The sequence below is a fragment of the Mucilaginibacter sediminis genome, assembly GCF_051903035.1.
Taxonomy (GTDB): Bacteria; Bacteroidota; Bacteroidia; order Sphingobacteriales; family Sphingobacteriaceae; genus Mucilaginibacter.
The window spans coordinates 5,052,854-5,065,698 of record NZ_CP170602.1; the positions used below are offsets into that span (position 1 = coordinate 5,052,854).

Genomic DNA, 12,845 nt, shown 5'->3' on the forward strand with positions numbered 1-12,845 from the left:
GATGATTACAAGCAATTTTTAGGATGACCGTAATCATGTTTTCCCTGACAAGCGTTTGTGAGATTTACTCTTGAAAATTATAACTCCGACACTATGAAAACGATTATCGTAATTAACGATGGTTCTCCATCAGCCACCCACGCATCAAAACAGGCTTTCGCTATTGCCAGGGCGGTGCAAGCCAATATTTTAGTGGCCGATACCTATGAGGTTAATACAATGGTTTCCGCAAAAGTGCTGGCCGGGCACAGTATTCAACAACCGTTGATTGCCGGAGATCGTTTAGCTCTAATGTTAAATGCGCTTAACCAGGAACCGGCAAACTACCATCCCGAAATATCAGCAATGGATATCGCCGATTTTGATGCTACACAATTGGCCGCTATGATAATCAAAAATGATATTTGGCTAATGGTGAGCGGAAGCGGTACCGTGTTGCAAAATGGGCCGCGACAACCTTTATTAAACCTCCAAAGCGTATTAAATAAAGTGCAGTGCCCGCTGCTAATAGTGCCCGAAAACTGGACATTAAAAAACATACAACATATAACTTATATGGCCGATTTACGGTATTGCCGCGCTGCCGTTGTAAAATACCTTGTTCAACTGGCCGAGCCTATGCAGGCCAGCGTAGCTGTAGCGCATTTGTCGGCCAAGGGAATTCCGGATATCGAGGAAAGTTATGGACAGCAACTGTTTACCGAACGGGTTGGAAATCATATCCGTAATTTCCCGGTTGCTTTTAACAACATCAGAGAAAAAGACATTAACAAGGCGCTTGATGTTATAATTAACGGAATGCATAACGATGTGCTGGTGCTTGTTAACCACCGTTATCATTTTAAAGAGATCATTGGGGATTATTTGACCGAAGCGCTGCCGGGGCATATTACAATACCATTGCTGATATTTCCGTATTAACCAAAGCCAGGGGAATCACGAATGGTTTTGCCTTCAGGGTTAAATAAAAAAGGTATTGCTTTAAGCAATACCCCGTTATTTTTTTTAAATCAATGCAGACAAGTATTTAAAACGCTGCTTTGATCTTATCTTTTGTAACACTCAATTCTTCGGCACTGAAGCTTAATTTAGGCCTCGAAAAGTTAAGGTCGTCAACCCGGTTCATGGGGATAAGATGGATGTGTGCGTGCGGTACTTCGAGGCCGATAACAGCCACCCCTACTTTTTTACATGGTATAGCTGTTTTAATGGCTGTAGCCACAATTTTGGCAAATATTTGCAAACCGGTATAAGTTTCGTCATCCAGGTCGAAAATGTAATCAACTTCTTTTTTCGGGATCACCAGCACATGCCCTTCGGCCAGTGGATTGATATCTAAAAAAGCCAAAAACTCATTGCTCTCGGCCACAACATATGCCGGAATCTCGCCTGCTATAATTTTCGAAAAGATGTTCATTGTTAATTATTTGAAAATTTAAGGATTTGAAAATTTGAAGATGGCCTGGCGATTCGATATTTTCAAAATCTCAAATCTTCAAATTCTCAAATTAAAACTTACCGGCTAACTTCCAGTATTTCAAATTCAATTTTACCTGCCGGTACCGTGATCTCAATTTTTTCGCCAACTTTTTTGCCTAAAAGGCCCTTGGCTATGGGCGATGCTACTGATATTTTGCCAGCCTTCATATCAGCTTCACTTTCGGCCACCAACTGATAGCTCATGGTTGCGCCGTTTTTAAGGTTTTTAATTTTAACGATAGAAAGCGCCAGCACTTTTGATGTATCCAGTTTTGATTCATCCAATAAACGGGCATTGGCCAGGGTTTCCTGCATTTGGGCTATTTTGGCCTCATGCAGGCCTTGCGCCTCTTTAGCAGCATCGTATTCCGCGTTTTCCGATAAATCGCCTTTATCGCGCGCTTCGGCAATTTGTTTTGATATATCCGCACGGCCGGTTGTTTTTAACCTTTGTAATTCTTCTTTTAGTTTTTCTAAACCATCCTTGGTAAAGTATGATACCTCTGCCATAACACGTAAATTAATTATTATTTATCCTATTGGTTGTCCAAAAAAAACCGCCCTCCCTTTTTTAAGAAGGACGCAACGACTGTAAAAACAAACAAGACTATATGGGCCATGCCTACATAGTCTTGTTTAGTATTGAACGAAGATAAGTGATTTAAGTTTTAATATGCAAATTTATTTGCCTTCGGCTGTTCATGGATCATTGTTGATGGTTCATGGATAAAAAGTAAGCGGATTCGGCTATGATCTATGAACCATCAACCATGAACTAAATCAACCAATTTCTCCGCCATCACTTCACTTATCTTCCTGTACGAGTCAAACGTCCAGCCGGCTACGTGGGGGCTTAGGATCACTTTGCCGCTTTGGCGCAATTCGTCGTACCAGGCCTGCTCGGCCAGGGTAGGGAATTTTTCAACTTCAAGTACATCTAATCCTGCACCCAATATTTTACCTTCTTTAATGGCTTTTAATACGCTGCTTACTTTTGCGGTTTTTCCCCTGGAGGTATTGATAAAAAATATCGGCTTTTTAAAGTGAAACAGGTATTCGTCATCAATAAGCCCATTGGTTTCTGATGTAAGGGGTACGTGTATACTTAGCACATCGCTTAGCTTTACTATCTGCTCCATGCTTACTTCGCGCGCATAGCGGTCGCTGAAGCCGGTTTTATACTTATCGTAAGCAATTACATCAACCTGGAAACCCGAAAGCTTACGGGCAAGGCTATGCCCCATATGGCCGTAGCCAATAATGCCCACAGTTTTTCCTTTCAGTTCGTAGCCGCGGTTGCCCTCTCGCTCCCATTTGCCATTCCTGATCTCGGCATCGCCCCGGTTAAAATTATTCATTAGTGAAAGCAATAACCCTATGGCATGTTCGCCAACAGCATCGGAGTTGCCTTCGGGCGCATTAATCAGTTTAATGCTTTTTTCGGCGGCGTAAGCCTCGTCAATATTGTCCATCCCGGCACCGGCGCGGGCCACAAATTGCAGGTTTGTGGCCAAATCAAAAACTTGTTTGGTTACCTGGAATTTTGAGCGGATAACCAGGCCCGCGTAATTGCCTATAATTTGTAAAGCTTCTTCGGTTTTTATGATTGGCCTGTAATCGCATGTATAACCCTTGGCTTCGGCCAGCTCCATAAATATGGGATGTACATCATCAACAATTAGAATGTTATTTTTCAACTCGTCAGTAATTTTTTTATAAAAGGCGAATTTACAAACACATAGGTTATTAATGCGTAGCATTTTACGGTTTTACTCATTTTTACGCTTTAAATATATTTACATTGCAATTTTAAACCTATTGAAGCAATGGAAAATCTACCTAAGCAAATAAAAACATTAAAATTATACCTGGCCCTACTTACGGTAACTATAATTGTGTGCTTTGGCTTTATTATACGGCTGATGAGCAATCAAGCCCATTTTAAACAAATAACCGCCGAGCGGATTGACATTGTTGAGCCTGATGGTAAAATACGCATGGCCATAAGCAATCGCCAAAGCCAGCACCCTGGAACCATCGACGGCAAACAACTGCCTAAACGCGACCGCCCAGCCGGCATGATATTTTTTAATGATGATGGCAATGAGTGCGGCGGGTTGGTATATGATGGCGATAAAAAAAGCGCGAGTATGACCTACTCCATCGATCAGTATAAGAACGACCAGATTATGCAGCTTCAATATAGCCAGGAAAATAATGGCCCGCAATTGCAAAGAAGCTATGGTCTGAAACTTTGGGATAAGTACGATAATTTCCCTTCATCAAAGGTTTTGGCTTATATTGATTCACTGAACAAATTAAATGATACTGTTGCATATAAAACAGGAATTGACAAGCTTAACGCATCTGGCCGGGTAACCAAAGAAAGGCTTTTTGTTGGTAAAAACGCAGGGGGCGATGTGGGCTTATTTTTGAGCGATGCCAATGGTAAGCCAAAGCTGAGGATATATATTAACAAACAAAACCAACCCGTAATTGAAACCTTGGATGACAAGGGTGCGGTGGCAAAAAGCCGTTAGCTTACTGCCATATTTACCCGCTTTATTGATTGGCACGAGAATAGCTTAGTATGTTACAAGGGCTTGCTCTTTTTGCAATAAACCAATTAAAAATGAAATCATTAAAACAAATAGGCACCGATATAAAACACTATTCCGAACAATTATCGCACGATGGGTTTAAGCAGGTGTTTGATCATATCGATCAATTGAACGTAAAAAAAGGCGTCGACAAACTGGGCCTTGATAAATTTATAAACCAGTGCGCAATTATGGCTGCCGGCAGCGGTGCCATATCGGGCAGCGGCGGTGTTTTAACCATGGTAATAGGTATGCCTGTTGATGTGCTTAACCTGATAACCCAACAATTCAGGGTTACTATGGCTATTATGTACCATAACAGGGGCAGCTACCAAATGGGTTTCGACGAGTTTATGAAACTGGTAGCTATATCTTTTAAAGTAGAAACCGGCATTGCGCTCAGCAAAACCATGATGGAAAGCGTAGCCGAAAAAATAATCCTCAACCTGGGCGTCCGCACTGCCGAAAGGTTGGTGCCGGTTGTTGGCGCTGTTATTGGCGGAACAACCAATTACTTGTTTATTAAACGGATGGCAAAATCGGTTAAGGAAATGCAAGGGCTGCCGATGGTAATACAGGTGAATTGATAATCTTCTGTTATCTACGTTTGATGTAATAGGTGAAGGTTAAAAACATAAATTGAGGTTGTTTTCCTTTGGGGGCCGATATGCGGACATTTTCGACCTGGAGTTTTACTTCAAAGTTGTTGTTTTTGAGACTAAGCGATAAAGAATCGGACGGTATTCTGTAGATATCCGAGTAAACGTCTGCGGCTAAGCGGGATTTATATGCAGCCAGCTTTTTCGGGTCTTTCATCAATTTTTGGATAATATCGTTGGCATCAAACCGGAAGCTCTCTTTATTGATTTTTAAAATACAAACCCTGCTGTCAAGCGTAGTATGATTTAATTGTAAATCGCCAAGCTCGTCGGTTAAGCTATCAATCATATAGCCGGGGCTGTATGAAAAATCGTAGCCTTTGATATTCCTTATCTTGCTGGTTTCATTAAATTCGTAATCGTAGGTTATCTTGGCGCTGTCACTAACGGGGTAGTCGTTGGCTTCAAAGTGATGCAGGCCCAGGAAAGTCCTTGCCCATTCATATTTACTTTGTCTTAACTCGTAACGGCTATAATACCCATTCATAATTGGATAATTGGGCTTTTTTATTTTTCCTAACGAGTCGGATACCATAGTAAGATCCTTGTTAAAGTAAGGCTGTAGCGGAGACAAATCGTATTTACTTACAAAATAATTTAGGGTAGCTACTACCTTACTGCCGTCTTTAACATTCACTTTGGTGCTATCAACCTTGATAAACTTGCCATTTTTTAAAGCGTTATATTTTTCAAAAAATTTAATAATAATGCGCCTTTGCGAATACATACTCACCGAAAACGCACTCTGCGGACCATATATAGACAGCAGCGTTACCACGCACAACGAGATAGGGATAATCTTTATATTTTGCTTTTTGAATATCAAAAAGTAAACCGATATAAATAAAAGCCAGCAGGCCAGCGCTATTAAAAAGTACCGCCACTCGGTAATGCCGTATTTAAATACCCTTGCACCAACGGCAACAAATAATAAGCCCAGCAACGGCACCAGTAAAAAGTAAAAACTGCGCGCGTAGGTTTTAAGCCATTTGTTACCGTCGCGGTCCCTTATTGGGTAAACAAGTAGCAGGGAAAGGATGCCGAATACGGCATAGCTTAATATGAGGTTGGATACCAGTCCTTTAGGCAGGCTCCATTGAATTAGTATTTTAACCTCGTAGGCTAACAGGATAAGTACATAAATGGTTGATAGCGGGATAAGCACATATTGGGTAAATATTTTAAGCGCCTTAGGATAGCTTAAATCTTCGTCGAGCGCGGCGGTATCAACCGGAACGCCGGCCAGGAAGAACATAGTTGTAAATACGCCCACTATCCAAACCCATAATATGGCGTAGGTATCCCACTCAAAATCGAAGTTGAACAAAAAGTTGGTGGCGCCTATAGCGGCAGCGATACCTAAAAAAAGCACCACCCCATATAATACACTGGTTAAAAAACGCAAAAACAGGGTTTTGTTAAATTGCCAGAACCCGTTTGCCTGTCCTTTGCCGGTAAAGGCTGCAAAAGCCACCAGCAGGTGAAATGCCAGGCAAAGCAGGAAAAACCGAATATAATCAGCTTCACGTGCGGTAGGATCGATGATGAAAATGAGCGCTGCTGCAAAAAGTGCGGCTATAATTTTTATAATGAGTTTATTTTGTTTGCTAAAAGGGCGGCTTTGCGTAAACAGCGTAGCCGATAAGCTCAGCAGCAAGCCCAGGTTGGCTGTCATCACCCCGCGCATCAGCCAGCCTTCATGTACCCTGTTCAAATGGCGCAGTTCAACTTCAACAGTGCCGGCAATGGTACCAATCAATGCGAATAAAAATTCAAACGGATATCGCTTTAACGTAGATAAAAAGCCTTCGGCGAGTGTTTTTATGGATGGGAATTTCATTGCGACAGGGTTTATACAGGCAATGTAAGTACAATTTGTAAAATATCTATACTAAAAAAGTAAACTGCGTGGGTGGCAATTGCATTTCACACATTAGTGATTATATTTGCGGTCGCAAAAAACATCATTTTATACAATATAATGAGAGAAATACAATTCAGAGAAGCGCTACGTGAGGCCATGGTCGAAGAAATGCGCAACGACGGAAATATATACCTGATGGGTGAAGAGGTTGCCGAATATAATGGTGCCTACAAAGTAAGCCAGGGTATGCTGGATGAATTTGGTGCTAAACGCGTTATTGATACGCCCATCTCTGAATTAGGCTTTGCCGGTATTGGCATCGGTTCGGCTATGAATGGCTTACGCCCGATCATCGAGTTCATGACCTTTAACTTTTCGTTAGTGGCTATCGATCAGATCATCAATGGTGCGGCCAAAATCATGTCGATGAGCGGTGGCCAGTTTTCTGTACCAATCGTTTTCCGTGGCCCAACCGGTAATGCGGGTATGCTTAGTTCGCAGCACTCACAATGCTTCGAAAACTGGTATGCCAACTGCCCGGGTTTAAAGGTTGTTGTTCCATCAAACCCTTACGATGCAAAAGGCTTATTAAAATCTGCAATATTGGATCCCGATCCGGTTATTTTCATGGAATCGGAATTGATGTATGGCGATAAAGGCGAAGTTCCTGAAGAAACGTACTATATCCCATTGGGTAAAGCCAAAGTGGTAACAGAAGGTACCGATGTAACTTTGGTAGGTTTCGGTAAGATCATGAAAGTAGTTATTGCTGCCGCTGCCGAATTGGCAAAAGAAGGCATCAACGCCGAAGTGATAGATTTACGTACAGTGCGCCCTATCGACTACGAAACAGTGATTAACTCGGTTAAAAAAACAAACCGTTTGGTAATTATTGAAGAAAGCTGGCCTTTAGGCTCAATTGCTACCGAGGTTGCTTTTAAAGTACAAAAAGATGCATTTGATTACCTTGATGCGCCTATCCTGCGTATTATGGGTGGCGATGTTCCGTTGCCTTATGCTCCAACTTTAATACAGGAATACCTGCCAAACCCTGAAAGGGTTATTAAAGCGGTTAAAGAGGTAATGTACGTTACTAAATAATTACACGATTTAAGGATTGACAGGATTTTTCTTGTTGCTTTTAAAATTTAAATAATATCAAAAAGCCCGGTATTTGTATCGGGCTTTTTGCTTTAAAACAAATACACAATAGAAGAATCAACCGTAAAAGACAGCAACGGCAACGTCCTCAATAAGAGGATTGTCATCCTGAACGTAGTGAAGGATCTATTCGCGAACTTTTCCGTCGGCGATGCATGTCGGTTAACAAATTTTTCACTTCGTTCAAGAAATTGTTCTTCACTCCGTTCAGAATGACAAAAGGGTTATTTATAACATGTCATGGGTTGGGTACGAAAGATGACAGGAAAATTGGATATTTTATGAGGGCAGCTTGGTTAGAGTAGTTTTTCACCTCAACGCAATTTACACAGCTAAATAGCCTACCGCCACCCTCCACCTACCGCCTGGTACAAATTCACCGAGCTTAGAAATATATTTCGCTTAATGTTGGTTAGTTCCAGTTCGGCATCCAGTACACTGCGTTGGGCTGTAATAATCTCCAGGTAATTGGCGCGGCCAACCAGGTAAAGATCATTGGCTACCGATAGGGCGTTATTGAGCGCTTGCAGCTCCTGTTGTTTAAATTCAAAAGCCTGTTTGTAATTGCTGATGCCGCTCAGGTTGTTATTAACCTCCTGGAAACCCGATAGGATAGTTTTCTGGTAATTATAAACCGCTATCTTTTCTTCGGCAATGGTACGTTCATATTCGGCTTTTATGCCCTTGCGATTAAATACAGGCGCTGTAAGCCCGCCAATCAATCCATAGGTAAACGAGCCGGGGTTAAACAGCAAGCCTGCGTTAAAGCTGTTATAGCCCGCGTACGGCGTTAAGGTAAGTGTAGGGAAAAAGTTGGCCCTGGCCGCTTTAATATCGGCATTCATGGCCGTTAGTTCCAGCTCGGCAGCGCGGATATCAGGGCGGTTAAGTAATAACTGCGAAGGTACGCCGGCCGCGATAATTACCGGCAAGGCGATTTTCATGATAGACGTATCCCTTGTGATTTTTCCTTTAAAACTACCCGATAAAAAATTGAGCTGGTTTTCGGTTTCGGTTATTTGTTGCAGGGTTGTGTATTGCAGGCCTTTGGTCCGCGCCAATTGGGCCTCAAATTGTTGTACGGCAAGCTCGGTAGCCCGGCCGCCCAGTTTTTGAATTTTTACAATCTCCAGCGCGTTATCCTGTAGCGCTATGTTTTTTTTGATGATAGCCAACTCTGCATCAAGCGCCAGCAACTGGTAATATAGCCCGGCTATTTGTGCCGTAAGCTGGGTTGTAATTAGCCGGTACCCGCTTTGGCTGGCCAGGAAACGGGCAAAGGCGGCCTTTTTTTGGTTGCCTAATTTACCCCACAGGTCAACCTCCCAGGAGCTTTGAAAGCCCAGGAAATAATTGGGCGTTGGGTTGGGGATGTGCTGGTTGCCGCTAATGTTTTGCGAAAAATTGGTATCGTAATTACCAACGCCGTTCTGTGTATAATCACCATATTTTTCCAGCCCGACATTGGCCGCGATGTTAACTGTTGGCAATAATTTCGACGCGCTAAACCTGAGGTTGGCACGCGACGCTTCTACCCGCTGCAACGCTGTAAGGATATCCGGGCTGGCTTTTAGCGCGGTATCAATAAGGCTGATGAGTTTTTGATCGGTAAAAAACTGGTTGATGGGTAAGGCGGCTATGGTTGTAGTATCATTGCTGCTGCCAAAGGTTCCGGGTAAATTAGCGGCCGCATCTGAACCTGTAACTGGCTTATACGTTTTGCAGCCTGCCGTTAAAATCAATAAAAACGCGGTATTCAGGATATATAAATTTGCTTTCTTTAGCATCGGTAGCTTTTTCATTAGTTAACAATTTCCATTTCATGGTGCATTTCGGTAAGCGGCTCTTCCGGCTTTTTATGTTTACGTGCGGCTATGCCGGCAAATATTACATACAGGCCGGGTATTAATATTACACCGAAGATGGTTCCCATCAGCATTCCTCCTGCCGCCGCAGTACCTATCGACCGGTTGCCCATTGCCCCTGCGCCATCGGCAATACATAATGGAATTAAGCCGGCAATAAATGCCAGCGACGTCATCAGGATGGGCCGTAAGCGGGATACTGCGCCTTCAATAGCGGCTTTAACTATCGATAGTCCCTCTTTTTGCCGCTGGATGGCAAATTCTACTATCAGGATGGCGTTTTTACCCAGCAAGCCTATCAGCATTACCAGGGCTACCTGAGCGTAGATATTGTTTTCTAATCCGCATATCTTTAAAAAGAAAAACGCTCCGAAAATACCTGTAGGTAATGATAAGATAACCGGCAGCGGCAGCAAAAAACTTTCGTACTGCGCAGCCAGCAACAGGTAAACAAATATCAAGCAGATGATAAAAATGTAAATAGCCTGGTTGCCCGATAAGATCTGTTCCCTCGTCATCCCCGACCATTCAAAGGTATAGCCTTTGGGTAGCTTTTGTTTGGCTATGCGTTCAATAGCGGCGTTGGCATCGCCGCTGCTGAAGCCTTTGGCCGCATCGCCGGTAACCATGGCCGATGTGTACATGTTGTAGCGGGTAAGCTGCTCGGGGCCGAAAACTTTTTCCATTTTAATAAAAGTTGAAAAAGGCACCATTTCGCCCTTGTCGTTTTTAACCTGCAGGTTTAAAACATCCTCGGGCCTGGCGCGGTACTCGGGCGCGGCCTGCACCATCACCTTGTACATTTGCCCGAAGCGGATAAAGTTGGACGCGTAAAAGCTACCCATTAAGGTTTGCAGGGTGGACATTGCTTTATCAACCGTAATTCCCTTTTGAGCCGCTGTTTGCTGATCGACAGAGATCATGTACTGCGGAAAGTTGGGATCGAAACTGGTAAACGCGCCCGAAATTTCGGGCGATGCATTTAGCGCATCTACAAAATCCTTGGTTACTTTGGCGGCTTTTTGCAGATCGCCCTGGCCGGAACGGTCAAGCACCCTGATCTCGAAACCGCTGGAGTTGCCAAAGCCCGGTACGGTTGGAGGCGGAAAATACTGGATAGATGCATCGCCTATGTTTTTGGTTTTCACTGTCAGCGTGGCAATAATATCCTCTAACGATTCCTTGCGCTCGTCCCATGGTTTCAGGTTAATCATGGCCATGCCGTAGGACGCGCCCGCAATTTCGTTTACCAAACTATAGCCCGATAAAGTGGATACCGACTCAATTGCCTTGATGCTTTTGGTTTTACTTTCAATCTCTTTTAAAACCTGTTCGGTACGCTCAACAGTTGCGCCGGCTGGCGTGGTTACGTTTACGTAAATCATCCCCTGGTCTTCGGTAGGGATAAAGCCTGTTGGTAATATGGCGCTGGTGCCCCAGGTAAGCACAAAAAAGCCCATCAGCAAGGCAATAGTTATTCCTTTGCGTGGCGACAGGAAGGTCATGAAGCCCGAATACTTGTTTTGCAGGCCGTCATAACGTTTATTAAAGCCGCTAAAAAAGCGTTGGGTAAAGTTTTTGTTTTTAGTCTCGGGGTTATGCATTAGCATAATGGCGCAAAGTGCGGGGGTAAGTGTTAAAGCATTTACACCTGATATCACAATTGATATGGCCAGCGTAAGCGAAAACTGGCGATAAAATACCCCCACAGGGCCCGACATAAAAGCCACAGGCACAAATACTGCAGACATTACCAGCGTAATGGCCACAATAGCCCCGCTGATCTCTTTCATGGCCTGTATGGTGGCATCCATAGCGTTCATGTGCTCTTCGGTCATTTTTACGTGTACGGCCTCAACCACCACAATGGCATTATCCACCACAATACCGATAGCCAGCACCAGCGCGAACAGTGTAAGCAGGTTGATGGAGAAGCCCAGCAACTGCATAAAAAAAAGCGAACCAATTAGCGCCACGGGTACAGCCAAAGCAGGTATTAATGTTGAGCGGAAATCCTGCAGGAAAATGAACACTACAATAAATACCAGTACAAAAGCCTCTACCAAAGTGCGCAACACTTCGTGGATAGAAGCATCCAGAAAACGGGATACATCATAATTTACATTAAAACTCATACCGGCCGGGAACGAGCTTTTCTTAAGCTCGGCCATGCGGGTTTTAATGTTGTTGATAACATCCCGCGCATTTGAGCCTGGGCGTTGTTTTATCATGATAGATGCTGATGGCTTACCATCGGTATTGGATACCATGCTGTAGGTAAGCGAGCCAAATTCAACATCGGCAATTTCTTTCAGTTTTAATACAGAGCCGCCTTCTTCGGCACGGATAACAATGTTTTCATATTGTTTGGGCTCAAAAAACTTACCCGGATAGCGCAAAACATATTGCAGCATTTGCGGCGATTTATCTGAGCTTTGCCCGGTTTTACCCGGCGCGGCTTCCACGTTTTGCGCGCGAATGGCATCAATAACATCATCGGTAGATACCTTGTAAGCCATCATCCTATCGGGCTTTAACCAAACCCGCATAGAATATTCCTTTGCGCCCATAATTTCGGCACGGCCAACGCCGTCAATACGTTTTAATTCCTGCAGTACGTTGATGTCGGTAAAGTTGTAAATGAATTTCTCGTCCATGCCGGGGTCTTCGCTGATGATGTTCAGGTACATCAGCATACTGTTCACCTCTTTTTCGGTAGTTACCCCGGCTTTAATCACCTCTTCGGGCATCTCGTCAATAATAGTGGCAACACGGCCTTGTACGTTTACCGCAGCCTGGTCGGGATCGACCCCAACGTTAAAATAAATCTGTATCACCGTAAGCCCGTCGTTGCTGCAAACGGTGGTCATATAGGTCATGCCCGGCACACCGTTAATGGCGCGCTCAAGCGGTGTAGCCACGGCCTTAGCGCAAACTTCGGCGTTCGCACCGGTATAGTTGGCAGTAACGGTTACCGATGGGGGCACAATATCAGGGAACTGGGTAACCGGCAAAGTAATTAATGCCAGCACGCCCAGCAGGGTAATTATTAAAGATATCACAAGCGACAGCACCGGTCGCTTTATAAATGTTTCGAACATAGCGAGTGAGGGTTTGTATACAATAAACTAAGTCTTGAGTTCTAAGTCTTAAGTTTTGAGTCAAAAAAGCCCATGGCCATAGTTTCAGGCTTAAAGCTTCGCGTATAAAACTTCAG

10 protein-coding genes are annotated in these 12,845 nt (G+C 43.7%); 4 read left to right on the forward strand and 6 right to left on the reverse strand.

The window, feature by feature from the left end; translation table 11 throughout:
- Positions 1-93: 93 nt before the first annotated feature.
- Positions 94-921, forward strand: a complete 828-nt coding sequence (locus ACFGVS_RS20765) for a universal stress protein (RefSeq protein WP_439695438.1) — start codon at positions 94-96, stop codon at positions 919-921.
- 106 nt (positions 922-1,027) lie between these two features.
- On the opposite strand, the gene ACFGVS_RS20770 is transcribed toward ACFGVS_RS20765, so the two are convergent.
- The 3 genes from ACFGVS_RS20770 to ACFGVS_RS20780 form a co-directional block, all read right to left on the reverse strand.
- Positions 1,028-1,417 (reverse strand): HIT family protein, encoded by a 390-nt coding sequence (locus tag ACFGVS_RS20770; protein WP_090651441.1) that lies wholly within the window; start codon positions 1,415-1,417, stop codon positions 1,028-1,030.
- A gap of 98 nt (positions 1,418-1,515) precedes the next feature.
- Positions 1,516-1,989: a transcription elongation factor GreA gene (greA, locus tag ACFGVS_RS20775; RefSeq protein WP_090651442.1), complete on the reverse strand. Its 474-nt coding sequence runs from the start codon at positions 1,987-1,989 to the stop codon at positions 1,516-1,518.
- Positions 1,990-2,243: 254 nt separating this feature from the next.
- Positions 2,244-3,176, reverse strand: a complete 933-nt coding sequence (locus ACFGVS_RS20780) for an NAD(P)-dependent oxidoreductase (protein WP_439695439.1) — start codon at positions 3,174-3,176, stop codon at positions 2,244-2,246.
- A gap of 129 nt (positions 3,177-3,305) precedes the next feature.
- On the opposite strand from ACFGVS_RS20780, the gene ACFGVS_RS20785 reads away from it, so the two are divergent.
- Together ACFGVS_RS20785 and ACFGVS_RS20790 are read left to right on the forward strand one after the other, a co-directional pair.
- Positions 3,306-4,019 carry a hypothetical protein gene (locus ACFGVS_RS20785; RefSeq protein WP_439695440.1) on the forward strand — a complete coding sequence of 238 codons (714 nt, stop codon included), beginning with the start codon at positions 3,306-3,308 and terminating at the stop codon, positions 4,017-4,019.
- Positions 4,020-4,111: 92 nt separating this feature from the next.
- Positions 4,112-4,666 (forward strand): hypothetical protein, encoded by a 555-nt coding sequence (locus tag ACFGVS_RS20790; protein WP_439695441.1) that lies wholly within the window; start codon positions 4,112-4,114, stop codon positions 4,664-4,666.
- A 10-nt stretch (positions 4,667-4,676) separates the two neighbouring features.
- On the opposite strand, the gene ACFGVS_RS20795 is transcribed toward ACFGVS_RS20790, so the two are convergent.
- On the reverse strand, positions 4,677-6,578 hold the full coding sequence (locus ACFGVS_RS20795) for a DUF4153 domain-containing protein (RefSeq protein WP_439695442.1): 1,902 nt from the start codon (positions 6,576-6,578) through the stop codon (positions 4,677-4,679).
- Positions 6,579-6,719: 141 nt separating this feature from the next.
- Here ACFGVS_RS20795 and ACFGVS_RS20800 point away from each other — a divergent pair, with 141 nt between their 5' ends.
- Positions 6,720-7,703: a pyruvate dehydrogenase complex E1 component subunit beta gene (locus tag ACFGVS_RS20800; RefSeq protein WP_274210915.1), complete on the forward strand. Its 984-nt coding sequence runs from the start codon at positions 6,720-6,722 to the stop codon at positions 7,701-7,703.
- A gap of 401 nt (positions 7,704-8,104) precedes the next feature.
- On the opposite strand, the gene ACFGVS_RS20805 is transcribed toward ACFGVS_RS20800, so the two are convergent.
- Positions 8,105-9,565, reverse strand: coding sequence for a TolC family protein (locus ACFGVS_RS20805; RefSeq protein WP_439695443.1), 1,461 nt, complete (start codon positions 9,563-9,565; stop codon positions 8,105-8,107).
- The gene (locus ACFGVS_RS20810) at positions 9,565-12,729 is read right to left on the reverse strand and encodes an efflux RND transporter permease subunit (protein WP_439695444.1); all 3,165 of its coding nucleotides are present in this window, start codon (positions 12,727-12,729) and stop codon (positions 9,565-9,567) included. The genes ACFGVS_RS20805 and ACFGVS_RS20810 overlap by 1 nt, the downstream gene beginning before the upstream one ends.
- Positions 12,730-12,845: the final 116 nt, after the last annotated feature.